We start from the raw sequence: 24,721 nt of genomic DNA, 5'->3' as shown, positions 1-24,721 counted from the left end.
ACTATGAAGAGTGCCATATTGTGGATCATTCCTATCGCGGTAAGCGGCTGTGCGAGCTGGACTTCTCCATTGCCGTTGAATCAGCCTTTTTTTCATGTTGATTCAGGAGAATCCAAGCTCTATCAGGCACTTGCAAAGAAGCAGGACTCCATAGTCCAGAAATGCAACGAAACGAGTTCGTGCGATCATGCGTATTTTACCCGTGGCCTCTTAGGATTGTACGAAAGCCGCGAAGTTGCTGAAAAATACTTTGGAAAGGTCCTCGCCGTTGCGCCCAAGAGCCAGGTAGCCGCCTCCAGCAAAGCCTGGCTTAAACTGCTGCAGGATGGAAATAGCTCGAAAGACCCCTCCTGGATGCAAGCAGTGTTAGCGGCTCCTGCCATGGCGGATGCCAATAGCGCTTTGAATCAAACGATAGACCGCCTGGTGCGGGACTTGCTTGATCGTGAAGTGATTATGCAGCAACTTCGTGGGATGAAGGATGCCGATGCGCAAGCGATTGAAGCGCTACAACGGCAGATTGCCGACCAGGAACGCAAGATCGAGACGTTGACCTCGAAGAAGGACAAGGACGGTCCGAAAACGGCTTCCGAGCAAGGCTCAGTCCAAACATTTCAGAAACAAGTCATGGAACGGGATAAAAAGATCGAAGAACTTTCTAGCCAATTGGAGGCGTTGAAGCGGATCGATCAAGAAATGCGAGAGAAGGTTCGACCGATTCGTCCGCCATCAGCGAGTGCGCCTGTTCCTGTGCCGGAACCCGCACCTGCGCAGTAAGGAGCCTATGGACAAGGAACAAATTTTAGTCGTCGATGATGATGAAGGATTGCTGCATCTCTTGAAGATGCGACTCTCCGCAGAGGGATTTGCCGTCACATCTTGCACCACCGGGCACGAGGCTCTGGTGGAGGCGAAAAAGAAGATGTTCGATCTGGCCATTACGGACTTGCGCCTGCGCGGGGAGGATGGTCTGGATGTGACGGAGGAACTGCTGCGGATTCATCCGCAGTTGCCGGTGATTATCCTGACTGCGCACGGCAGCATTCCGAATGCCGTCGAAGCGATGCAGCGCGGAGCATTCGGGTATTTGACGAAGCCGTTCGACGACAAAGAGCTGAAAGCCACGATCGAAAAAGCTCTGTCGCAACAGCGCATGAGCAAGGAAATTCAGCGGCTCAAGTCTTTGGTCAAGGAACTCTACGGCCTTGAAAACGTCGTCGCGCGTAGCCCGGCGATGCAGCGGCTCTTTCAGCAGATTGCCCAAGTGGCTGATTCCGATGCCACCATTCTTCTGTTCGGCGAGACCGGAACCGGCAAAGAAGTGATGGCGAGGGTGGCGCATACCAACAGCCGCCGGAGCAAAGGTCCCTTTGTCGCGTTAAACTGCGCCGCCATTCCTGAAGCCCTGTTCGAGAGCGAACTCTTCGGGCATGTGCGCGGGGCCTTCACCAGCGCGCATGGGGCTAAAAAAGGACTCTTTCAGAGCGCCAATGGTGGGACGATTTTCCTCGATGAAATCGGAGAAATGCCGCTGTCGATGCAAGTAAAGTTGTTGCGTGCGGTTCAGGAGCGGGAAGTCCGCGAAGTCGGTTCTGAACTCTCGACCAAGATCGATGTGCGCATCATTGCTGCGACGAACAAAGATCTCGGCGAAGCGGTCAAGAACGGCAGCTTCCGCAACGATCTCTATTATCGAATTTCCGTGGTGCCTCTCTTCATTCCGCCGCTGCGCGACCGTCGCGACGATATTCCGTTACTCGCGCAACATTTCCTCAAGATCAGCAACCAGCGGGCGAATAAAGACGTCCGTGGTTTCACGCCAACGGCATTGCATCGTTTGATGGTGAATCCGTGGCCGGGCAATGTGCGCGAACTGGAAAATGCCATCGAGAAAGCCGTGGTGATGACCAGGCAGGATATGATCACGCCTGACCTTCTGCCGTCCGTCGGAGTGTCTCCGGATACCCCGCTGAAGCCCCTGACAGAGGCGAAAGAAGAATTCGAGCGGACATATCTCAAGAATGTACTTCAGCTGACCGGCGGAAATATCTCCCGCGCCGCCCAATTCGCCGGCCGGTATCGGGCAGACTTTTATAAGATGTTGCGAAAATACGGACTGCATCCGTCGACCACGAAGGGGAAGATTGAGGCTGACATCGAAGAGATGGAGGATGAGTCGACTCTGATGGAAGCGGACCGATAGCATGCTCGCGTCATCATGAGAATGGCTACTTCCGGCTATTCTATTTGATTGCTTTATGTGTGTGGCTGTAACTGCGAAACGGTTACACCGGCGAGGGGGGCTGCGCCTTCAATGGCGCAGCCCTTTTCTTTTTATACTGGGAGAGGAGACATCGCCTAAGTTCATACCCCAGCTTGCGTCCATCCCCCCCTGTGCGCAATGGGTCCCTCACCAAGGCTAAAGCCTTTACAGTGCCGATTGCTCAACAGAATGTGGTGTAGCGGGCAAGATTAGAGGCATTAACAGCCGCAGAGACTATGGTATTCGATCATGTCTGCTATCAGATCAGGGACCGCTCCCACCGATAAAAGCGCTTCTTACACACATGGCAGTGCCATGGAAACATGCCTAACAGTCGGAAGAAAAAATCTCGCCAGCTACGCCGAATGGACCGGCGGCATTCCACTGAGGAACAGTGTGGGCAACTTAGGAGTGCTCCCAAAAGAGGGTCCTCTCATGAAAGAGCTGGTAGCCGAAGCCAAGTGTACTCTGCATTTTCCTGCAAGTGAAGGCTATGTATGGATCAAAGCTACGACTGTTCAGTGGATATGGCATGGCGCGGAATTCGATAATCTTGAATGTTTTCCTAAACAAATCTGAATCAGATGACCGAAAGATTGTAGTGTTCACGTTGGGTTCTTGTGTTTCTCACTGTCCCGACGTGGTCTCACGTTGAAACCAATAGACGCCAAGTATTAACGGCGGTGTTGTATATAGTTCGGACTGTGGTGCCTAAACTGGCCTGTGACCGCTATTTCATCGTGAATAAGACAGACCCTGAATGGGCGGTTCAGTCCCTGACGGCCTGCTTCGAGCGCGAAAAAGCAAAGGCAGTTACACCGACCAAAGTGGAAGGGGAGCGCAGCAATTCTGTAGGTTGCAAAGAGGTTGAATCGTCAGCGGATTTTATGGATCTGGCGAGAGGAATTGAACCTCCAACCTGCGGTTTACAAATAGCTCCAGACCCGTTTTCTGCACCCTCCTCAATCACACCAAAAGCAACAGAATCACATGAAGAATGGCCCGGTTAGATGACCGGGCCATGTTGCGCTCTCTTGCGCGCTGAACGGGCAAAAAGGGCGTTTGTGGTTACAATTTCGGTTACGATTTTGGGAGGCCATTTATGGAGCACGAACACAACGAACGACTCTCTCGAACACAAGAAGATGTCGCACGGCCGCCGGTCCGCCGGCGGCCTCTAAACTTGTCAGAAAGACATTTCTCGTTGATCACACGCAATCCAACATCCCCACACATTCATCGGGAGGTTCAACCTGGTCAGTTAAGATTCATGACTTCGGCAAGCAGTGGGTCGAGGCTTCATGGGGAAAGGTCGATCCGCATCCCGGTAAGAAGGGTTTCAAGGGAACGTCGAAGAACAAAGAGCAAAACGAGAAACGGGCACAAGCAGGGGCGAAGGGAGAGATCAGAAGAAAATGCCTGTCGATCCAAGCCGATCACCTCGTCACGCTCACGTACAGAGACAACATTGAAGATCGAGACAGGGTATTAACCGATCTCGAACAGCTACGGCGCATGCTGTCCCGCAGTGGCTATTCGATGCCCTACGTGGCGGTGTTGGAATGTCAGAAGGGGAGAGCTCTCAAAGTACATCAGCAAAGATATCGACAATCAGCCACGGGAGTTTGAGGAGCACCGATACTTCTGCTCTTTGGGGATCGCAGTACCGACAGAGCAGTATCAGATTGTCCTGCAGCGGCATGCCAGACAGGCAGAGGGAAAACTCTTCTGTCTCATGCACTACGACCTGTTGCGTCGAATAGGGGAATGCGCCACGGTCAAACACTGGATCGGCGGGGCAGGAACGTTCGGATGGATATCGGGCTTCGAAGATCCGGGTTGTCGCTGGACGATCAATACATCAAGTCTCCTGCCCCCACCCCAGCCAGGGCAGGAGACCATTTCCTAGTTGCGAACGACGGGGCTGCAGTCGTGCCAGGTTGTTTTTCCCTGGCGCGATTGCTTCCTCCGAGAAAGCCACCGCAACGGGTTTTCCCTCTTTTCCCGCCGGCGGCCACGCGGGCGCTGCTTGTGGGGGGAATGGGGGGTGTCGTCAGACTCCCCCCTGTAGTTCACCTCTTCTCGGGATAGAGGTTGACTCGATCGTTATGTAGCACTAAGCTTAAAAAGTACTACAATAGCGAGGAGGTATGCATGTTGGAATCTACGATAACCCGGAAGGGCCAGGTCACGATTCCCAAGGCGATTCGTGACCGCTTGGGCGTGAAAGAGGGGGAAAAAGTTCTTTTTGTGATGCGAGGCGAGGAAGTGGTCTTGAAGGTCGTCAAGGGGACGATTCTTGATCTGAGAGGCTCAGTCCAGCCGTCAGCGCACCCCGAAGATTTTGAGAAGATTCGTCAGTCTGTGAAACAGGCTGTTGCCAAGAAGGTGGTCGGGCATGGCTAGTCTCTTCGTCGATACTAATGTGTTTCTCCGGTTTCTGACCAACGACGACCCGGCTAAAGCCAAGCGTGCCGAGACACTGTTTCGCGATGCGTTACGCGGCAAGATCAAATTGGCAACAAGTCTACTGGTCATCGCCGAGATCATCTGGACACTGGAATCCTTTTACAAGCTGGAGAAGTCGGATATCGCCGAGAAAGTCGAGAAGATCCTGAATACGCCTAATCTGCATTGTCCCGAAACCCCGCTGCTCTTTATGGCCCTCGATCTCTATGTCCATGCGAACATCGATTTCGTAGACGCGTACAATGCCTTCCACATGAAAGAGCAAGGACTCACAGAGATTCTCACCTACGATCGGAAGCACTTTGCCCGCATTCCGTGGGTCCACATAGGGGATTTGTGATCGCATAGCAGGAAGTTTCCCGAGTGGATGACCACCGAAGCGCGTTTTCCTCCTTCTCCACCGGTGACCACGCGGGCGTTTCTTGTGGGGGGAGGGGATGTCGTTAGACTCCCCCCATCATCAAACTCAAGGCCTCGATGCCTCACTACAGGAGGTGAATTACCACCATTTCTGCCAAAAGGATCTTGCGCCTCCCTCGGCATCCTCTTACAATGCGCCCCAATCGCTCGTTCCTTCGCACCGATCAGCGTGTCGGCGTGAAGGAACTTGGACGGTGGCCTAACAACTGGGGGCTGGTCACTCTGGATAACAAACTCCGCTTGACCTCTTTCACGCTTGTGGTAGCAACCGCTGCAATAGTTGGTGGGTGCTCTTCTGAACAATACTCGAGAATGTGCCGAACGACAGAATCGCCCTATGCACAGGTATTTCTGTGCCAGCAATACTACGCAAGTGATGAAGGACAGAAGCATCTAAAGCAGCACAAAAATGAAGAAAGAGAGAGAGCAAATGTATTTGATAATTGCATGATTGATGCGAAGAGCGGTAAGACAAACCGGACAAAGACAGACTGTGTAGACTTCGCTAACGAACTTATTCCTCAAGGGAGTTATTGAACCAAGCCTGCTTCATACACTGATGGAAAAGCCATTTATCCAATATGGTCATGTCTTGAAATTCTCTATTGCATCGATTCAACCACTATTTTCACAGAGTGCGGCGCGTCCGGGCCTCAAAAAGAGTTGACGTCATGGAAGACAAGTATTTGGAGTTTCAAAGACGTAAGCTTAAGTACGAAGCCGACTTGATTAAATATCAGGAAGCACTAGCGCGTTGGAATGCGCTCTCAGACACAGAGAAAGGGGAGGCCCACAGATCTGCGGAGGGATTAAGTCTTATAGGCTGGAGTCTTCTAGTTGCTGGTGGCATTGTCTTTCTCCTTTACCAGCACTTTAACGAACGACTTTCAGGTGACGCGTTTTGGGTTTCCTGGGCAGCTGCCACACTTTTAGTAGCGGCACTAGCCGTAGCTTTCAATCAGGTTGTCGGCCGCCTCGCACGAGGAATCGCCTTTTCAGCCATTTTCGGCGCAATATGTTGGTTCGTGATCAAATTATTGAGAGAAAATGTTTCAAATCCTCCTAGCGAAATGCTTCAGTACATTGTTGCAGGAATAGCTGGACTAATCGGAGCGGTAGGCGAAGCACTCGGTTGGTATCACGCAAGCGGGGAGCCAAAACCGCCATCGGCTCCATAAGTGCTATTACAGAGAGGGCGGGTTTGCCGCGAATCTATCATTTACTGCCAAATGGAGACATGTCGTAAATATTGACAAGGCTAGGGAAGCCCCCGCTTCCGCATACTTGGATGTGAACAAAATACTGCTTTCCCGTTTTAATAAAGTCGCTCGCTTTACTTCGTTCAGATGCTAGTTTCATTTGGTCGATATTTGTTGGGACCACCCAGCGAGTACTACGCTTATCTGTAAACCAAAAAGTTTCTAGCGTTTTGCCGCTTTCGCTGAATTGGATTCCTTCTATTTTAATTGGGCCGCTCATTTGTATGCAGCTCTCCAGCGGAGCATCCATAATGGCCTCCATGTTAACAAGCCCCAAGACGATTTCTTGCTTGGGATTTCGAGACGACGTTACAATCTTGCCTCCATCATCTTTACATATTTCATCTTCTGCTACGGCAATTTCCGAGGTCAGTAAAGCCCCAAACAGTATTGCCGCAATTGAAATGGATCTTTCCATGTTTTCAATCTCCGAGATAGAAAGGACGCACTGGCCAGTGCGTAGAGGAATATTCTATGTGTTCCAGTCGTAATGTGCTAATGGCGTTTCTTTTTGTCACAGCATCCTGCGGCTCAGTTAGTACCGTGCCGGTCTATCTGTCCGTTGGCACCAAGCTATGTCCAAAGTTGGCGAATGGAGAAGTTAATGAAGAGGCAGTAATGATAGTGCGACCTAACAAGACAAAACCTGGCGAGCATACAGTTTATTTGTTCGCGCTAGGGGCCGGAGACCGCCCATCGTACCAGAGAGGAGCATTAGTGATACTCGGCCAAGTGCTGGTCGAGCAGAATACGTATCAAATCAAATACATGATCACACGTGTTCCAGAGTACGAAGATAGAGGTTTCCGTACAGGCTCCTACATGACTCCGTGCAGTCCGCAATGGGCACCCGAACTACACATTCCTTCTTGAATGCCAGGATCAGTATAGCGAGGAAGGCGGCTTATGTGAAATCTGCAGGAGTCGAAACGGCTCATATCATCTTATTCCTTCTGTTGCTGTCTTTATGTCTCTATGCCGGCGAACTGTCCTGGCATGTCATCTCTGTCCTCGACGGCGACACCATTGAAGTCCTGCACAACCGACACTCGGAACGTATCCGCCTCAGCGGGATCGACTGCCCGGAGAAAGGCCAAGCTTTTGGGCAGAAGGCCAAGCACACCGCCTCTGACCTTGCCTTTGGGAAAGAAGTTACCATCCAGACTCACGGTCACGACAAGTACAAACGCACCATTGGGGATGTAATCCTTCCAGGGGCATGAACCTCAATCAGGAACTTGTGAAGCAGAGTTGGTGCTGATGGTACAGAAAATATGCGTCGGGGGATACGGTGCTGGAAGGGCTAGAGAACAAAGCGCAAGAGGCCCAGCGGGGCTTGTAGGCTGATCCTTCCCTCATGCCACCATGGGTATATCGAAAGGCACGGTGACGGGATCATGATTAATCCAAACACGTGGGCAAGTACATTTCCACGCCTTCATGAGGTGTATTGTGAAGATCCGACAAATCTAGATAACTATTTCAATCATCCCAACATTGAATCGACCTTGCAGAGTGACCCGCCAGAGTGGGCTGCTGCCGGTTTCAAAGACACCGAGTTAGGTGTATGAATGAAATCGGAGGTAGGTCATGGAGCGACGGAAGTTTACGCGAGAGTTCAAAATTGAGGCGGTGAAGTTAATCCAGGAGCGCGGAGTGACGGTGGCGCAAGCTGCACGGGATTTGGGCGTGCAGGGCTCGGTGTTGCGCCGATGGGTGCAGGAGTCTGCCGCCGACGCGGCACAGGCCTTTCCGGGCCAGGGGCAGATGAAACCTGAGCAGGCGGAACTCGCCCGGCTTCGCCGTGAAGTCATCAAGTTGAAGGCGGAGCGCGATATCTTAAAAAAAGCCGCAGAAAAGATATGTGAAAAGATATGGGGTCATTGCTTGACTTTGCACCTCGCCCCACCTAGGCTCCGCGGTCATGGCTCGCCAACTGCGGCTTGAATATCCTGGTGCCCTCTATCACGTCACGGCTCGCGGGAATGACCAGCAAACAATCTTTCATGACGAGGCCGACCGGCAGCATTTCGTGAAATTGTTTGGTCAAGAAATTCTCCAGCAGCGCTGGCGGTGCTATGCCTATTGCCTGATGGACAATCACTATCACCTCTTGATCGAAACCCAGGAAGCGAACTTGAGTCGCGGAATGCGGTGCTTAAATGGGAGCTATACCCAGCGTTTCAATTGGCGTCATCAGCGGGTCGGCCATCTACTCCAAGGCCGATTCAAGAGTGGTCGAGCGGGAAAGCTATCTGTTGGAGCTCTGTCGGTATGTCGTCTTGAATCCGATCCGTGCGGGGATAGTGCCTGCGCCACAGGACTGGAGCTGGAGTAGTTATCAGGCGACGGCAGGCCTGAGAATCGCGCTGCCATGGCTTGATGTTGCGGGCGTGCTCAGCCTTTTTGATGTGGACCTGGACACGGCTCGGCATGCGTACGAGCGCTTCGTGGTTGGCGGCATCGGTCGTCCGTCACCGTGGTCTCAGATCACCGGCCAGATCTTTCTCGGCAGCCCAGCCTTTCGCGAACGGATGGCCGCACTCGTGCCGGAGCGGCGACCGGCGAATGTGCCTCGGACCCAAACCGATCCTACACGGCTGAAAGCGGACGAGATCATGACCCGCGTGGCAGATGTGTATGGGATTCCAACAACGGCTGTGGTGGCGCGGACGCATCGAGAAGCCTATCAAACCGCTGTTTGGTTGTTGCGACGTGCAGCGAATGAACCACTGAATACGGTGGCGGTGCGATTTGGCGTGTCCGTGTCGCGAATCTCGAAAATTCAAGCCGCGATCGAATCCACGCCCCTCACGCTGCAACAGCGACAGGCGATGGAGCAGTGCAAAGTCAAGCAATGACCCCACCCAACGATGTTGCAAAATGGAGGTTGGGGATGGGCATGATCTACCGCAGGAAGCAGAGAGATCCTGCATCGCATAAGTTGATCGAGGCCGGCCCGTACTGGATCAAGTACTACATTGAAGGCAGGCCGATTCAGGAGAGTACGAAGACAATCGACAGAGAAGAAGCCAAGAGGCTCCTCAAGGAGAAGGAGGGGGACGTTGCAAAAGGGCTGTATCGTGGACCAAGAGTTGAGCGAACCAAGTTCGAAGACCTTGCAGATTTAGTGAAGCAGGACTACCAACTGAATAAACGAAAGACGCTGCGCCGCATCGGCGAATATATGCTCCATCTCAAGCCATTTTTCGGGAAGATGCGTGCAGTCAGAATCACGACTGAGCGAGTGAAAGCGTACATCGTCAAGCGCCAGAGTCAGGGTGCCGCAAACGGTACGATTAATCGCGAACTTGGATACCTCAAGCGAATATTCAAGTTGGGGTTTGAGCAGACTCCGCAACTGGTGGCTCGAATTCCCCATATCCCACAGTTGAAAGAGCACAACACACGATCGGGGTTCTTAGAACATGAAGATTTCCTAGCGCTCAGAGGCGCGTTACCCGATTACGCACAGGTTGCCGTCAGTCTTGCCTATTACAGCGGTATGAGGATGGGCGAAGTCTGCTCTCTTCAGTGGCGTCAGATTAATTGGACGGAAGGCAAACTCTTCCTTCAAGCGCAGGATACCAAGACCAATACCCCCGCGTTCTCTTTCTGACCGGTGATCTGTATCGTGTCCTACAGAGATGGAAAAGCCGCTGTGACCTGAAATGACCGGCTTGTCCCTGGATCTGTCATCGGGGCGGGATTCGACTCCAAACTCTCCTGCACTCGTGGCGAAAGGCTTGTGAGGCAGTGGGACTTGGACAGATGGAGAAGGATGCCAGAAAGGCCGGAAGGTCTGGAAGGGCAAGATTCCCCATGATTTCAGACGGACCGCCGTACGGAACATGGTACGTGCCGGAGTGCCCGAAAAGGTGGCGATGGCGATCTCCGGTCATAAGACCAGGAGTGTCTTTGATCGGTACAACATCGTGAACGAGAAAGACCTCGAACAGGCTGCACGGTCGCTGTCAGCCTATTTCGAAAAACAGACGGTTACAATCGCGGTTACAATGGCTGAATTGAGTGGGGAGAGCAGCGGTTCTGTAAACTGCAAAGAGGTTGAATCGTCAGCGGATTTTATGGAGCTGGCGAGAGGAATTGAACCTCCAACCTGCGGTTTACAAAACCGCTGCTCTGCCATTGAGCTACGCCAGCCACTTCGCGCACCCTAGCAACTCACCAAATATTCTGTCAAGGAATAGGGCAAGAAACATGTGGCTGGCGTTCAGCTTTTGATGCTTCGTCATGCTTGCATTGATAACGCAGGATCTTTATCCTAAGCGCATTCATTTTACCCTCACGTCGGAATAAACACCTGATGACTGCTCCTCATGTTTTAATCATTGACGACGACCAAGCGGTGCGTGATGTGCTGCAGGAGACCCTGTCTTCTGAAGGATATACCGTCTCAGTCGCCGCCGATGCCACGACCGGCATGCAAGTCGTCAAAGAGCATCCTGTTCAGATCCTGGTCACGGACTTCCAGCTGCCCGACTTTAACGGCCTCGAAGTCATTGAGCGAGTGACCAGGATTGACTCGAAAATCATTCCTATCGTCATGACCGGATTTGGAACCGTTGAGTGTGCGGTCCAGGCCATGAAAGCGGGCGCATTCGATTTTGTGACGAAGCCCTTCGATCCCGATACCGTCGTGGTGGTGGTGAAAAAAGCCATCGAGTTCCAACGTCTTCGCCAGGAAAACCAATTTCTCCGGAAAGCCGTGCGCGAGCAGTACCGCCTCGAGCAATTGATCGGCGTCAGCGAACCGATGCAGCAGGTCTTGGACTTTGTCCAAAAAGTCGCTGACAGCGACAGCACCGTCTTGATTCAGGGAGAAAGCGGAACGGGAAAAGAGTTGGTGGCACGGATGCTCCACTTCAACAGTTCCCGCAAAGATCGCCCGATGGTTCCGGTCAACTGCGGCGCCATTCCGGAAACGTTGCTCGAATCTGAACTGTTCGGGCATGAAAAAGGCGCCTTTACCGGTGCCGCCCAGACGCGAATGGGCCGATTCGAACTGGCCAATGGCGGAACGATCTTCCTCGACGAAGTCGGCGAAATGAGTCTCTCGCTCCAGGTCAAATTGCTGAGGGTGATACAAGAACGATCCTTTGAGCGGGTAGGAGGAAGTCGGACGATTCAAGTCGATGTCCGGATTGTCGCGGCCACCAACCAGGACCTGGAGAAAATGGTCGAAGAGAAGCGGTTCCGGCAAGATCTCTTTTATCGCCTCAACGTCATTCCGATCGTTACCCCGCCATTGCGCGATCGGCAAAGCGATATTCCCTTGCTGATCGAACATTTCCTGAAACGCTTCAATCATATGAAACAAACCGCCATCACGGGGTTTGCCCCTGAGGCGCTGGAGGTGTTGACGGCGTTTCATTGGCCCGGGAATATTCGCGAGCTGGAAAATATGATCGAGCGTTTGGTCGTGCTCAAGAAACAGGGGCTCTTGACCGTTGCCGACTTGCCCGAGAAGCTGCACAAGAAAACGGCAAGTCAGCCCGAGATGAAGGACCAGTTCATCCGCTTTACCGAAGACGGAATTCATCTGTCCAATGAAGTTGAGCAATACGAGAATCAATTGATCGGCGAAGCCATGCGGAAGGCGAATGGCGTCACCGCACGCGCGGCGCAGCTGCTCCACGTCAATCGCACGACACTCGTTGAGAAGTTGAAGCGCAGAGGGATCGACTCGAAATCCCGCGTCGAAGCGCTGCCGAATTAATCCGTTCGCTGCCGTCAAATCGTTGACGACCCTCATAAATACTTGTCGACCAAATTGACGGTCGACTCGTCCTATCAGCTGAATCCCCTCCGTCCTGCCGGATATTCAAACAAATCCGCCCCGCGAGGCTAAAGGCACGGTCTTTGCTGAAGTAGCCTTGCCGTGTACTCATCACACCGATCTTGGACACAACTGACCCTGTTTCTTCTGGCCTGGTTTTGCCTGCGACCGCTGGCGCCCGGAAACATCGCGCTGGTCCATGCTGGTCCTCCGGCAGCAGCGACATCCACTCCGACTCAGGCATCCGAATCGACTGAACTCGCTTTCTCGATCTTGCCGGATGACGGACCGCGGCTCGAAGGGCAATCGCAAGGAATGGATGCGCTGGCCTTGCAGGAAGGCATCAACGCCTATGGCAGGGGGGAGTGGGCTCAAGCGCGCCGGCTATTCGAAAAAGTGGTTTCCCAACAACCGGAAAGCGCGCTGACTCCCACGGCGATGACTTTCCTTGCCGAGACCGCTTTGAAGGAAAGCACGTCGAATGGCAACCGGCTGGAAGCGCTTGACCGATACAAGACGCTGTTACGCGATTACCCTCAATCCCTAAACGCGAAACGTGCGGAATGGCGCATGGCCGATGTGTATCTCTCGCAAGGATGGCATCAGGAAGCGCAATCCTTATACGAACGGGCGCTGTCGCATAATGCTCAAACGCCCGACGGGGAGCGGGCGTTGTTAGGCATCGGCTATACCGCGTTGGCTCTGGGTAAATGGAGGGATGCTGAGCTCACGTTCGAGGATTTGCGGAAGCGAAGCAGTCACGATCAAATTCTACTGCATGCCACCGTGGGACTCGCCGCTTCTTTTTTCCATCAACGACGGGTTCACGATGCGTCGGCCATGTATGACTTGGCGTATCGACGCTGGCCAAAGGCCCTGCGAATGAATCCGCTCGCCCTGGGACGCTATGCCTGGATTCAACTGGATTTGCACCATGAGGTGATCGGCCGGGGCTTGCTGCTGCAGTTTTACAATCTCTATCCCGCTCACCAGGATGCGTCAACCATGCTCTTGCGATTGGCGGATAGTCTTCAGTCCTCGAAGCACCTGCCAAGCGCAGAATTATTTTACGGATATATTTCGACCCACTACGCGGACAGCCCACAAGCGGCGTTAGCTACTGTCCGCCTGGCCACCCTGAGAGTGGAGCAGAAGGTCGCAGCCGGTAACAATCCGGTGAAGCGGAATACCGCGGGGCTCATGTATGACACCCCCTCTCCGGATCAGAACGTGGCCGACTATATCAAACGCATGCAGGTGATTGCCGCAGAACATGATCATGATGCCATCGGCAGTGAAGCGCTGTTTCATGTGGCCGCGCGTCTTGAACAGTCTGACGAGATTGCACCGGCGTTGATTGCCTATCAGCAGGTCGCCAATCGGAGCAGTGCGGGACCCGACGATCCCTGGCCGGTCAGAGCCGGCGACCGGCTCGCCATCATCTTGCATCCCTGGATGGAAGCCGCGGTGAAATCGCACGACGATTTGACGCTGACCACGCTTTTTCATCGCCATGGGCCCGCTGCTGAACGGCACTATCTGTCTTCACCGCTCTTGCTCGAAATTGCCGAAGCGCACGATCGTCTAGGATTTACGACAGAAGCCGGTCGTCTCTATCAACTGATGGCGAAAGGGACCAAGCGCCCTCTGGTCACTGAACAGGCGCTCCTGGGGCTGGCAAAGGTGTATCTCGCGCAACGCGATACCGCGGCGGCCAGAAAAGTCTTGGAACGCTATCGTTTGGAGTATCCTGCCGGCCGATTTGAGCAGGAAGCGCTCCATCTGCTTGTCCAGACCATGGCGGAAGAAGGGGATTTGGCCGGGCTGCTGCATTTCTGTCGGGCCTGGATGCTCCACCATCCCAAGCACCCGGAGCGGCCCTGGATGTATCAGCAGATGGCCACAGTGTTCCTGCGTCTCAACAAGCATGAGGAAGCGGTGATTGCGACGGAAGAGGCGTTTAAAGCAGGTGCACCGAAGACCATCGTCGCTCTGCTCAACTATGCCGATCTGCTGGCACAGATGAAGCGATATCAAGAGGCCATCGACGTCTACCACGCCGTCGTCGATAAGAAGCCCGATCAGTCTCAGCTCCAATGGGCTCGCCTGCAGATTGTCCGTGGCTGGCAGGCCTTGAAGCAACACGATCGCGCCACGGTGGCGCTCGCGGAACTCGGACAGACCGACGACTCGCTCGTGACCAGGTTTTCCAGCTCATTCCATGAAAGCATTAAACAGGAGCGGCAGTTGCCGCAGGAGGGACTATGACCATGTCAACCGCATTACATCCCGCTGAGCGAGACCTGCTTCAGGAGGCCTTTCACACGTTTGACCAAGCGGCGCATACGCTGCAACAGTCCTACTCCACGCTGACGGATCGCATTGAGCAGATGGATGCGGAACTCTCGCAGAGCAATGCCGCCTTGCGGCTGCAGCTTCAGGACAATGAAGCGATGCGGACACACCTGAGCGGAATTCTGGACTCCCTGACGACGGGCGTCCTGGTGCTGGATCTCGGCGGTCGTGTGACGCGAGTGAACGCGGCGGCCAGTCTGCTGCTCGGTCGCCACGCCGATGCGCTTCGGGGGCAATCCGCCAGCGAGCTATTGGCTGACCTCCAGCTCACCGTGAGCGAACAGCCTCAGCGGCATGAGTCTCATGTACTGACCATTGCCCAACGTTCATTGGAGACCTCTGCGGGACAGTCGTCCGGTCAACTGATCCTCATTCACGATGTCACCAAGATGTGTCAATTGGAGGAACGCCTGCAGCGCCAGCACCGCCTCGTCGCCATGGGTGAAATGGTCGGCCGCATCGCCCATGAGATTCGCAACCCGCTGGGCAGCATCGAGCTGTTCGCGTCCATGTTGCGGCGCGATCTGCAAGAGCAGCCTGCCAGCCTGACCTATGCTGAACAGATTTCTCAGGCGGTCCATGGCCTGGATCGTTTGCTGTCGAATTTGTTGATCTATACCCAACCCGAACGGACCGCGCGCGGGTGGCAGACCGTTGAAACGCTGGTGTTGGATGCCTTGACCCTCGCGGCCCACGCTATTACCAAGACCCCTGTGGATATTCGGCTGGATCTCGATCCCCGTATTCCGGCGATCTGGTGCAACGAAGGGCAGTTCAAGCAAGCGGTGTTGAATCTGATCTTGAACGCCATTCAAGCCATGCCCACCGGAGGCATTCTGACGCTCAAGCTCGTGAAGGCGGACGATCAGGCTCTTGGTGCGGATGCAATCTGCATGACGATCACCGATAACGGCCCCGGGATCGATCCGGCCCATCGGTCCAGAATATTCGATCCGTTTTTTACGACAAAGGATGAGGGAACCGGGCTCGGCCTGGCGATTGTGCATGCGATCATCGATGCCCATCATGGGCGGATCGATGTCGAGAGCCGGCTTGGGGAAGGCACGACCTTTACGATCCTGCTGCCTCATCCGATGGAACCCTCCATGGCAGATGAAGGATCTCATGGATGGAATGGTGAGGAGGAGAGACCGTCTCCCGATCCGGAGTCTGTCGCCCATGTTGAGATGATGGAGGAACGCGCCCATGAATGACCGTGAGACCGCAATGGAAGGCTCTGAGAGCCATGACCGCATTCTGATCGTCGACGATGAACCCTCGATGCGTACGGCGCTCATGGAGTCCGTGCGACGACTGGGATATGAGGTGCAAGGGGCGATCGATGGGGCCGATGCGCTGGAACGCGTCACACGCTTCCGTCCCTGGCTGGTCATTACCGATCTAAAGATGCCGCGCATCACCGGATTGGATCTTATCAAAGACATTAAGGCGCGCGCCCCGCAGACGGTGATTGTCCTCATGACGGCCTATGGGACCGTGGAGACGGCCGTTGATGCGATGAAGTTCGGGGCGAGTGACTACATACTGAAGCCGTTCTCCATGGATTTACTTGAACGGGTCATCACGAACCTCAAGGAAGGACGGGATCTCGAATCGCCCGGGACGTCGACGGCCGTGGAAGGGCGCGCGATTTTGACTCAAGACCCCGGCATGATCCGGTTGCTCAGCACCGTAGAGGGCGTGGCCGCCAGTCAAGCGACCGTCTTGATCAATGGAGAGAGCGGCACCGGAAAGGAATTGCTGGCCCGGTTCATCCATACACGCAGCCCCCGCGCCCACCGGCCGTTCATTGCCGTGAATTGCGCCGCCCTGCCGGATGGTTTGCTGGAAAGCGAGCTCTTCGGGCATGAGCGAGGCGCGTTTACCGGTGCCATGATGAAGAAGATCGGCAAGTTTGAAATGGCGCACACCGGCACCATTCTCTTGGATGAAATCAGCGAAATGAACTTAGGCTTGCAGGCCAAGCTCCTGCGGGTCTTGCAGGAACGGGAAGTCGACCGTATCGGCGGACGGGACCCCGTCGCCGTCAACATTCGGGTCATCGCAACCACGAATCGCACCCTGTATCGCGAAGTGGAACAAGGGCGCTTCCGAGAAGACTTGTATTACCGGCTCAACGTATTTCCCATCACCGTCCCGCCGCTGAGAGAACGGCCGGCCGACATTGCCTTGCTGGCGCGTCATTTTACTGGCGCCTCCGCCGTCAGAAATGGCGTCGCTCAACCGGCTTTGTCCGAGGCAGCCGTGGCGCATCTCCAAACTCTGCCGTGGAAAGGGAACGTACGGGAACTCGAAAATGTGATGGAACGCGCCGTCTTGCTCGCCGGACAGGGAACCATTCTCCCGATGCACCTTCCCGAGGCCCGTCAGGATCAGGTGGCATCCACGAGCCCGGCTCCAGCCGGCGCGCCTACTCCGGTGAACGGATCGCTCTGGGAAATGGAGCGGGAGCTCATTTTCAAGACATTATCGCGGGTAAAAGATAATCGGACCCATGCGGCGAAAGAGCTGGGAATCAGCATCCGCACCTTGAGGAATAAACTTCGGGAATATCGTGAGACGGAACAGCCGCTGACGATGTTGGAGCACTGACCGGTGCCAGATCTTCCCATCGGCATCTTGTGCCCCGGCAATCCTTGCCGAGGCCGGCGAAATGATCGGGCGATAGACGGGGCATTCTTAGGCATCGACGTTGCTATGGAACGTGAGATGGGTATTCACACAGGAGGAGGCGGCCATGGAACTGCTCGATAAGACCATGCAGTTGCTACATCGGAGTCTCGATTTGCGTAGCGCCAGGCAGCGGGTAATTGCATCCAACCTGGCCAACGAGGAAACGCCGGGGTATCGCGCCTCCGATCTGCAGTTCGCCCAACAACTGCAAGCGGCCCACAAGGGTCGATTCCCCCTCACGATGGCGGTGACACAAGGACACCATATCGGATTGCGCGGGCAGGGATATCAGACCGTCACGGGGAAGCTGACGGAAGTGCCGGCCGGCGATCTTCCTATGGATGCGAATTCCGTCAATCTGGAATTAGAGATGGCGAAGTCCTCTGATAACGCGGGGCAATACAATACGGCGGCAACCATTGCCGCTCAACGGTTCCGCCAGCTGCTCAGCGCGATTCGCGACGCCCGCTAACTGAGAAAGGAGACGCAACGATGGATATGTCTGATTCGATGGCGGTTTCGGTATCCGGGTTGGACGCTCAACGGCGTCGGCTCAACGTCATTGCGAGCAATCTGGCCAACGCCCAGTCCACGCGGACACCCGGCGGTGGACCCTACAAGCGCCGGGATGTGGTGTTTCACTCCGCTCCGGTGCCCAGTGCGTTCCAAAAAGCGTTTCGACAGGTCGCCATGGGCACGACGGCTCATGCCTTGGAAGGCGTGGCGGTGGCGCGCGTCGTCGAGGATCAGAAGCCGGGCCAGTTGATCTATGATCCGCATCATCCTGATGCGGATCCGAAAGGGTTTGTCCGTCTTCCCAACGTCAATGTGATGGAGGAGATGGTCAATATGATCGGCGCCTCGCGGGCCTACGAAGCGAACGTGCAAGCGATTAATGCGATGCGGACGATGAAGACGAAGGCGCTGGAGATCGGGAGGTAGACCATGACACCTATTCAAGGCATCTCGCCGGTTATTCCATCAATCACGGACAGAATCGCCCCGGTCGGAGCTCCGGAAGCTTCCGGACCAGGCGGGTTCATGGATACGCTCAAGAACGCCATCGGCAAGGCGAATGACGTGCAGATGCAAGCCAATCAGGCCGTCGACGCCCTGGTCACCGGCCAAACACAGGATGTCCATGGCACGATGGTCGCGTTGCAGCAGGCCGACGTCTCGTTCCAACTGATGATGCAGATTCGCAACAAGCTCGTGACGGCCTATGAAGAAATTCAGCGGATGCAAGTGTGACCTAAGCCTGTTGAGGCGGATGAGGTAAACCAGCTGTATGTTTTCGAAATTCTCGATCAATCAACGCATGATCATCCTGGTTGCGCTGGCGGGCTCAGTCGCCGGTTTGATTGCGCTCGCGCTGTGGACGCAACAGCCGGATATGCAGGTGCTCTTCACGAATCTCAACAGCGAAGATGCCTCGTCGATAATCGATAAGTTGAAGGAATCGAAGACGCCCTACGACACGACGGGCGGAGGGGCCACGATTCTTGTTCCTACCGCGCAAGTCCATGACCTGCGGTTGACGTTGGCGAGCCAGGGGATCCCCAAAGGCGGCGGCGTCGGCTACGAGATTTTCGATCGCACGAACATCGGGATGTCTGAATTCGTTCAAAAGCTGAATTACCGGCGCGCACTCCAGGGAGAGTTAGCGCGCACGATTGCGCAGATGCCTGAAGTGGAACGCGCTCGCGTCCATTTGGCGATTCCAGAACGGCGGCTGTTTGCCGCGGAGCAAGAGCGACCCAGAGCCTCCGTGGTTGTCTCACTCAGAAATGCTCAAACGTTGAGCAAGGGGCAAGTGCAGGGCGTCGTGCATCTGGTGGCCAGCAGCGTGGAAGGATTGCAGGCTCGTGATATCACCGTCGTCGACGGCCACGGCCATCTCCTCTCATCAACGGCCCAGGACGAAACGGCCGGCCTGACCAATACACAGCTCGAATATCAGCGCACGATTGAAAAGGATATCGAAGGCCGGATTCAGTCGATGCTCGAACGAATCGTCGGAGTGAATAAGGCAGAGGTCCGGGTTTCCAGCCTGATCGATTTCCGGAAAGTTGAAACGACGGAAGAGCGGTACGATCCCAACGGGCAGGTCGTCCGGAGCGAACAGCGCGGCCAAGAGAAGGCCAACGGCGTCAATGGCTTGTCCGGCGGCGTGCCGGGCGTGCAATCCAACGTGCCTCCGGGGACGGAAGCGGAGCCGACGCAGACGAGCTCCAATGCGACGCAAACGAAGAATGAAACGGTCAATTACGAAATCAGCCGTACCGTCTCCCGCATCGTCGAGCCGATCGGGGCCATCAAGAAACTTTCGGTGGCGGTCCTGGTGGATGGCACCTACGAAACGCCTAAAGCCGGGGAAGGGGAGACGGCCGACAAGCCGACCGGGGAGGTCGTCAAGAAGTATATTCCCAGAACTGAAGAAGACCTCAAGCGCATCGAAGACATCGTCAAAAAGGCGATGGGCTATTCGACCGAACGCCAGGACCAGGTTCAGGTCGTGAATGTCCAATTCGGGTTTGGTCCTGAAGAACCGGCGACGGCGACGGTCGAGGCGGTCGCAGAGACCACCCAACCCTGGATGCCGTATATGCGATATGGCGTCGGAGCTTTGTTATTCCTGCTCATTCTCTTCTTTGTCGTTCGGCCCCTCATTGCGATGCTGGGGGGCTCGGCGGTGGATGCGACGACGGCGGAAGCCGCTTCGCCGGCCTTGCCCGCTCCCGTCAGCGCCGTGGAAGCCTCGCTGGAATCGAGTGCCAGTCGCGCTCAAATCGTCGATATGGCCAGGAAGAATCCTGATGGCACTGCGGTGGTCGTGAAACAGTGGTTGAAAGGCAATGCCTAGCCATGGCCGGTGAACCCAAACAGATGTCCGGCGAACAGAAGGCGGCCATTCTGCTTCGAGCCATCGGAGAAGAAGCGGCTGCCCAGGTCATGAAGCAACTCGATCCCAAAGAGATCAAGAAGCTCGGACATTACATGAATGGGACCGCGAACATCTCAAAAGAAGACGAAGCTGTGGTGATTTCTGAATTCGAAAGTGCGAGTGCGACGGGAGAGGTGCAATTCAAGGGGAACGAATATATCCGCAGTGTCTTAATCAAGGCGCTGGGACCGGACAAAGCCAAAGCCATCATCGAATCGATGACGCGGAAATCCTATCCCGGCCTGGAAGCGTTGAAGTGGGTCGAAGCCAAATCGTTAGCCAGCATGATCAAAATCGAGCATCCCCAAACCATCGCCGTCATTCTGGCGCATCTGGAGAGTGAGCAAGCCAGTCAGTTGCTCGTCCAACTGCCGGAGTTCCTGCGAGGCGATGTCGCCTTGCGGCTGGCGACCATGGATGAGGTCCAACCCGACGTCTTGGAGGAACTCAGCAACACGATGCAGGAAGCGCTGTTGTCGAACACCGGGATGCGGGCTCAATCGCTGGGTGGGACGGAGATGATGGCCGACATCATGACCCGGCTCGACAAGAATACCGAAGGCAACATCATGGCCAAAATTGCGGAGAAGAGTCAGCCGCTGGCCGATGCCATCCGAGCCCTGATGTTCGTCTTCGACGATCTGATCAAGCTCGATGATCGCGGCATGCAGGAATTGATGAAGGAAATCAGTAAAGAAGATCTGCCGATGGCACTTCGTGGCGCCAACCCGAATATTAAAGAGAAATTCTTCAAGAACATGTCGAGCCGGGCGGCTGAGATGCTCAAGGACGACATGGAGTCCAAGGGGCCGGTCAAGATTACGGATGTGGAGAAATCTCAGCAGAACATCCTCAAAGTCTGCCGCAAGCTGGAAGAAGAAGGCCGCATCGTGGTCGCCGGAGCCGGCGAGGAGATGCTGTAAATGGCTACGAGCGTCTCACTTCCCGCGAGAGCGTCGGCGCCGTCGGCGATGGGATCTCCGAAACTACATGGTTCCATTCTCGTCGTCGATGACGATGAGATCATACGGAATCTCTTTGTCGAGCTCTTTCGATCGGAAGGAGTGGCCATTCGTGTCGCCGGGACCGCCGGAGAAGCGCTGGCAATGGTGAAACAAGCCCCGCCGGCTCTCGTGATGGTCGATGTGACATTACCCGATCTGGATGGGATTCAGCTATTGGAGCAGATCCAGGCCTGTGACCAGCGAGTCATCAGCGTCGTGATGACCGGGGCGCCGAGCGTCGAGCTGGCCGTACGGGCGATGAAAGCCGGCGCCGCCGAATTCTTCATGAAGCCGATTCAGAATGATGTCGTGCTGATGACCGCTCGACGGTTGCTCGAACTGCATGCATTGCGCGCGGAAAACACGGTCTTGAAACACGCCGTCGTGCGAGCCGGCGGGTTGCGCGTGCAAAGTATGGTGTTGCAATCATTCGGCGAAGACGGTGTGACACGGGGCCAAGACGGACTGACTGAATTTGAACGCGGCATTGCCGAAGGCGAACGCCGCGCCTGCGCCCGGGACGAGGAGCGCCGGCGCCATGAACGGACGGTACTCGCGAATGCCGTGAGAAAGTTCGATCAAGCCTGGCTGGCCTTGCATCAAACGGTGGAAGAAGAAGTGGTGAGCCTGGCCTTTCAAATCGCGACAAAAGTCCTTCACGACCGCGCCGACCAGGTCAAAGACCAAGTGGTGGCGCAGGCCAAGACGGCGCTGGCGGCGTTGAAAGAGTCCGGCCGAGTGACGATCACGGTGCATCCCGCCGACGCCGCAACGCTCGAAGCGCTGCGGGGCGAATTGAGCCAGGTCGGCGATCTCACGCTCTCGCTTCATATTGAGCCGGATATCACACTGTCCAGGGGGGGGTGTATCGTGCAGACGGCCAACCGCGTGGTGGACGCGTCGCTCGATACGCAACTGACTCGACTGGGCGAAGCGCTTCGCGCACGAGGATCACATGTCGCTCAGTGATCTGCTTGATCAGGTTGAACCATTGGATATTACGGGCCGCGTGGCTCAGGCCGTCGGTCTGGTCATTGAAGGAACCGGCGCCCGCTCGACCGTTGGTGATATCTGTCACATTACGAGAGAAGACGGCAAAGGAGTGATTCCGGCGGAGGTGGTGGGCTTCCGAGGGGATCGTGTCTTGCTGATGCCGCTTGGGGAAATGCAAGGGATCGGACCTTCGAGCCGCATCGCGATGACCGGTCAAGCGGCCGGACTCGCGGTGGGGCCGGCCCTGCTCGGACGGGTCTTGAATGGATTGGGGGAGCCGTTAGACGGCAAAGGCCCTCTTATCGCACAGACGCATTACCCACTCCGGACGAGTCCGCCGAATCCGCTGTCTCGGAACCGGATCACGACCCCCTTGGATCTGGGTGTGCGGGCGATCAATGGCTTCTTGACCTGCGGCCGCGGACAGAAAGTCGGGATTTTCGCCGGATCAGGCGTCGGGAAGAGCGTCTTGCTCGGCATGATCAGCCGCTATACGCAAGCGGATGTCAATGTCATCGCCCTGATCGGCGAACGCGGGCGTGAGGTGAACGAGTTTCTTGAACGCGATCTGGGAGCGGAGGCGCTGAAGCGATCGGTCGTCATTGTGGCCACATCGGACCAACCGCCGATGGTTCGGTTGCGAGCCTCCCTGGTGGCCACCTGCATTGCGGAATACTTTCGCGACCAAGGGCGTCAGGTCCTTCTGATGATGGACTCACTGACTCGGTTGGCCTACAGCCAACGAGAAGTGGGGTTGGCGATCGGCGAACCCCCGACGACGAAAGGCTATACGCCGTCGGTATTCGCCATGCTGCCCAAGCTATTAGAACGGGTGGGGACGGGACCCGGAGTCGGCACGATTACAGGGCTGTATACGGTCCTCGTGGACGGCGATGATCTATCCGACCCGATTGCGGATACGGTGCGCTCTATCTTGGATGGACATATCGTGCTGTCGCGCGCCCTCGCGGCGCAAAACCACTTCCCGGCCATCGACCTGCTCCAAAGCACCAGCCGCGTCATGCGCGATATTGTGACGCGTGAGCATGAGGCCGCGGCGCGCCAAACGATCGAGTTGATGGCGAGGTATCGGCAATCTGAAGATCTTATTCTTCTCGGCGCCTATAAGCAGGGGATGAATGCGGCACTGGATCGGGCCGTACGCGGACAAGACGCCATCAACGGGTTTCTCCGTCAGGCGGTTGAACAACCGGCTGATTTCGCTTCGTCGAGACAGGACCTTCTGACCTTGGCACAACAGACATGAGCGTCCAATCGTTGCAGCACTATCGTGTCCAAGTCGAGGAGCAGCTCAAAATGGAGCTCGCTGAGGTCACCCAGCAACTCCTCCAGGCGGAACAATCGATTGCACGCTTGGCGGACGACCAGCGGCAGCAGGAGGAACGGTACCGTGAGGAGACCCGCCGAGGATTGACCATTGAGCAATTGCTGCAGTGGCAATCCCACTTTGAAGCGCAAGCAGCCGCAACGGAGCAGGCCCGTCGAACCATGGCGCATCGGCAACTGCAATGGGACGAGGCCCGCACCAAGCTGGTGGCCGCGAGCCAGGATCGCCGCACATTGGATCGCCTGATCGCGCGGTACCGGGAGGCGGCGCAAACGGAAATACGCCGCCGCGAGCAACTGGCGACGGATGAGTCCGCCCATCATCGATTCGCCGGCCAGGGAGATGCGTTGTCATGAAGAATAGACACGCGAGTGCAGTCTCCGATCGCATCACATTGCGGCATGCCGTGAAGTCTCAACCAGTCCTTACACGATCAGCGCGGCGCTCCCATCTCTGGACGCTAGCTGGAGGCGTCACAGGATCGGTCTTTCTGTTGTGGGTGATGGTGCAGCTGGGCCAGGCCTCATCAGAGCCGCAGCCTAAGTCGGCCAAACCTGCTGTTGCGGCAGCGACGTCTGTCTCGCCTGCACCTACCGGGGGAGCTGAAACGGCTGCTGACACAACCGCCGCACCTGCCACGCAAGGACCGGCAATCGAGACGCCCAGAGAAATCATCGAGATGTTAGATCAGCGTAAGAAGGATCTCGATCGCCGCGAAGTGGCCGTCAGGCAAGAAGAAGAGCGTCTCCTCGCTCTCAAGACAGAACTCGAGGGGATTCTCACCAGGAATGAAGCGATGCAGAAGAAGCTTGAGGAGTCTCGGCGACTGCATCAGAAGCAAACGACAGAACAGAAAGCCCAGCAGGACCAGTTTATCGCCGATCGAAAAGCTCTGTACTCCAAGCATGCCCAGGATCAGAAGACGCAAAGCCAGGCGCAGCTCGCCAAGATGTACGAATCCATGCCGTCCGAAGAAGCCGCAGCCAGACTCGAAAAGATGCCGGAACACAAGGCGATCGAAATTCTCCGCATCGTCAAGCCAAAAACCGCCGGAGCGATTCTTTCTCAGGTCCGTGTGGAACGGGCCGCAAAGCTCACCGAACAGTTGCTCGTTCAAGCCCCCTAAGCCTGTCCGCCGTGCAGGTGGATGCATCTTGCCTACGGGATAGGAAGTT

The 24,721-nt window shown here is 55.7% G+C and carries 26 protein-coding genes, 1 tRNA gene and 1 pseudogene; 26 read left to right on the top strand and 2 right to left on the bottom strand.

What is annotated here, in order from left to right:
- Positions 1-3: 3 nt before the first annotated feature.
- The 8 genes from Q8N04_06665 (at position 4) to Q8N04_06630 (ending at position 6,330) form a co-directional block, all read left to right on the top strand.
- Positions 4-777: a hypothetical protein gene (locus Q8N04_06665; protein MDP3090342.1), complete on the top strand. Its 774-nt coding sequence runs from the start codon at positions 4-6 to the stop codon at positions 775-777.
- 7 nt (positions 778-784) lie between these two features.
- The gene (locus Q8N04_06660) at positions 785-2,203 is read left to right on the top strand and encodes a sigma-54 dependent transcriptional regulator (protein ID MDP3090341.1); all 1,419 of its coding nucleotides are present in this window, start codon (positions 785-787) and stop codon (positions 2,201-2,203) included.
- Positions 2,204-2,698: 495 nt separating this feature from the next.
- Positions 2,699-2,842, top strand: a complete 144-nt coding sequence (locus Q8N04_06655; protein MDP3090340.1) for a hypothetical protein — start codon at positions 2,699-2,701, stop codon at positions 2,840-2,842.
- 128 nt (positions 2,843-2,970) lie between these two features.
- Positions 2,971-3,273, top strand: coding sequence for a hypothetical protein (locus Q8N04_06650; GenBank protein ID MDP3090339.1), 303 nt, complete (start codon positions 2,971-2,973; stop codon positions 3,271-3,273).
- Positions 3,274-3,914: 641 nt separating this feature from the next.
- A complete protein-coding gene (locus Q8N04_06645; GenBank protein ID MDP3090338.1) occupies positions 3,915-4,172 on the top strand; it encodes a hypothetical protein in 258 nt (85 codons plus the stop codon).
- A gap of 245 nt (positions 4,173-4,417) precedes the next feature.
- Complete coding sequence (locus tag Q8N04_06640) at positions 4,418-4,669, top strand: AbrB/MazE/SpoVT family DNA-binding domain-containing protein (protein MDP3090337.1); 252 nt, start codon at positions 4,418-4,420, stop codon at positions 4,667-4,669.
- Complete coding sequence (locus Q8N04_06635; GenBank protein ID MDP3090336.1) at positions 4,662-5,072, top strand: type II toxin-antitoxin system VapC family toxin; 411 nt, start codon at positions 4,662-4,664, stop codon at positions 5,070-5,072. The genes Q8N04_06640 and Q8N04_06635 overlap by 8 nt, the downstream gene beginning before the upstream one ends.
- A 751-nt stretch (positions 5,073-5,823) precedes the next feature.
- Positions 5,824-6,330, top strand: a complete 507-nt coding sequence (locus tag Q8N04_06630; protein MDP3090335.1) for a hypothetical protein — start codon at positions 5,824-5,826, stop codon at positions 6,328-6,330.
- A 37-nt stretch (positions 6,331-6,367) separates the two neighbouring features.
- On the opposite strand, the gene Q8N04_06625 is transcribed toward Q8N04_06630, so the two are convergent.
- Positions 6,368-6,829: a hypothetical protein gene (locus Q8N04_06625; protein ID MDP3090334.1), complete on the bottom strand. Its 462-nt coding sequence runs from the start codon at positions 6,827-6,829 to the stop codon at positions 6,368-6,370.
- Between the two features lie 490 nt (positions 6,830-7,319).
- Here Q8N04_06625 and Q8N04_06620 point away from each other — a divergent pair, with 490 nt between their 5' ends.
- From Q8N04_06620 to Q8N04_06600, 5 genes and pseudogenes are all read left to right on the top strand, one after another.
- A complete protein-coding gene (locus tag Q8N04_06620) occupies positions 7,320-7,634 on the top strand; it encodes a thermonuclease family protein (protein MDP3090333.1) in 315 nt (104 codons plus the stop codon).
- Positions 7,635-8,001: 367 nt separating this feature from the next.
- Positions 8,002-8,259, top strand: a pseudogene (locus Q8N04_06615) (transposase).
- A 76-nt stretch (positions 8,260-8,335) separates the two neighbouring features.
- Positions 8,336-8,749, top strand: a complete 414-nt coding sequence (locus Q8N04_06610; GenBank protein ID MDP3090332.1) for a transposase — start codon at positions 8,336-8,338, stop codon at positions 8,747-8,749.
- A 55-nt stretch (positions 8,750-8,804) separates the two neighbouring features.
- The gene (locus Q8N04_06605) at positions 8,805-9,272 is read left to right on the top strand and encodes a hypothetical protein (protein ID MDP3090331.1); all 468 of its coding nucleotides are present in this window, start codon (positions 8,805-8,807) and stop codon (positions 9,270-9,272) included.
- A gap of 35 nt (positions 9,273-9,307) precedes the next feature.
- Positions 9,308-10,030 carry a tyrosine-type recombinase/integrase gene (locus Q8N04_06600; GenBank protein MDP3090330.1) on the top strand — a complete coding sequence of 241 codons (723 nt, stop codon included), beginning with the start codon at positions 9,308-9,310 and terminating at the stop codon, positions 10,028-10,030.
- A gap of 467 nt (positions 10,031-10,497) precedes the next feature.
- Here the strand turns inward: Q8N04_06600 and Q8N04_06595 are convergent.
- Positions 10,498-10,572 (bottom strand) — tRNA-Thr (locus Q8N04_06595).
- Positions 10,573-10,735: 163 nt separating this feature from the next.
- Here Q8N04_06595 and Q8N04_06590 point away from each other — a divergent pair.
- The 13 genes from Q8N04_06590 to Q8N04_06530 all read left to right on the top strand — a co-directional run bounded on the left by Q8N04_06590 (position 10,736) and on the right by Q8N04_06530 (position 24,672).
- A complete protein-coding gene (locus Q8N04_06590) occupies positions 10,736-12,148 on the top strand; it encodes a sigma-54 dependent transcriptional regulator (GenBank protein MDP3090329.1) in 1,413 nt (470 codons plus the stop codon).
- Between the two features lie 162 nt (positions 12,149-12,310).
- Positions 12,311-14,476 carry a tetratricopeptide repeat protein gene (locus Q8N04_06585; GenBank protein MDP3090328.1) on the top strand — a complete coding sequence of 722 codons (2,166 nt, stop codon included), beginning with the start codon at positions 12,311-12,313 and terminating at the stop codon, positions 14,474-14,476.
- On the top strand, positions 14,473-15,777 hold the full coding sequence (locus Q8N04_06580; GenBank protein MDP3090327.1) for an ATP-binding protein: 1,305 nt from the start codon (positions 14,473-14,475) through the stop codon (positions 15,775-15,777). The genes Q8N04_06585 and Q8N04_06580 overlap by 4 nt, the downstream gene beginning before the upstream one ends.
- Positions 15,770-17,176, top strand: a complete 1,407-nt coding sequence (locus Q8N04_06575) for a sigma-54 dependent transcriptional regulator (protein MDP3090326.1) — start codon at positions 15,770-15,772, stop codon at positions 17,174-17,176. The genes Q8N04_06580 and Q8N04_06575 overlap by 8 nt, the downstream gene beginning before the upstream one ends.
- 145 nt (positions 17,177-17,321) lie before the next feature.
- Positions 17,322-17,729 carry a flagellar basal body rod protein FlgB gene (flgB, locus tag Q8N04_06570; protein MDP3090325.1) on the top strand — a complete coding sequence of 136 codons (408 nt, stop codon included), beginning with the start codon at positions 17,322-17,324 and terminating at the stop codon, positions 17,727-17,729.
- 20 nt (positions 17,730-17,749) lie between these two features.
- Complete coding sequence (gene flgC / locus Q8N04_06565; GenBank protein MDP3090324.1) at positions 17,750-18,199, top strand: flagellar basal body rod protein FlgC; 450 nt, start codon at positions 17,750-17,752, stop codon at positions 18,197-18,199.
- Positions 18,200-18,202: 3 nt separating this feature from the next.
- Positions 18,203-18,508, top strand: coding sequence for a flagellar hook-basal body complex protein FliE (fliE, locus tag Q8N04_06560; protein ID MDP3090323.1), 306 nt, complete (start codon positions 18,203-18,205; stop codon positions 18,506-18,508).
- 37 nt (positions 18,509-18,545) lie between these two features.
- Positions 18,546-20,120 (top strand): flagellar basal-body MS-ring/collar protein FliF, encoded by a 1,575-nt coding sequence (gene fliF, locus Q8N04_06555; GenBank protein MDP3090322.1) that lies wholly within the window; start codon positions 18,546-18,548, stop codon positions 20,118-20,120.
- Between the two features lie 2 nt (positions 20,121-20,122).
- On the top strand, positions 20,123-21,124 hold the full coding sequence (gene fliG, locus Q8N04_06550; protein MDP3090321.1) for a flagellar motor switch protein FliG: 1,002 nt from the start codon (positions 20,123-20,125) through the stop codon (positions 21,122-21,124).
- Positions 21,125-22,174 carry a F0F1 ATP synthase subunit delta gene (locus Q8N04_06545; GenBank protein MDP3090320.1) on the top strand — a complete coding sequence of 350 codons (1,050 nt, stop codon included), beginning with the start codon at positions 21,125-21,127 and terminating at the stop codon, positions 22,172-22,174.
- A complete protein-coding gene (locus Q8N04_06540; GenBank protein MDP3090319.1) occupies positions 22,161-23,465 on the top strand; it encodes a FliI/YscN family ATPase in 1,305 nt (434 codons plus the stop codon). Before Q8N04_06545 ends, Q8N04_06540 begins: the two co-directional genes overlap by 14 nt.
- Complete coding sequence (fliJ, locus tag Q8N04_06535) at positions 23,462-23,902, top strand: flagellar export protein FliJ (protein ID MDP3090318.1); 441 nt, start codon at positions 23,462-23,464, stop codon at positions 23,900-23,902. Before Q8N04_06540 ends, fliJ begins: the two co-directional genes overlap by 4 nt.
- Positions 23,899-24,672, top strand: coding sequence for a hypothetical protein (locus tag Q8N04_06530; GenBank protein ID MDP3090317.1), 774 nt, complete (start codon positions 23,899-23,901; stop codon positions 24,670-24,672). Before fliJ ends, Q8N04_06530 begins: the two co-directional genes overlap by 4 nt.
- Positions 24,673-24,721 lie beyond the last annotated feature (49 nt).

The sequence above is a fragment of the Nitrospira sp. genome, assembly GCA_030692565.1.
Lineage (GTDB): Bacteria > Nitrospirota > Nitrospiria > Nitrospirales > Nitrospiraceae > Nitrospira_D.
Note: the sequence above shows the minus strand (reverse complement) of the source record. Positions and strands in the feature narration are given on the sequence as shown.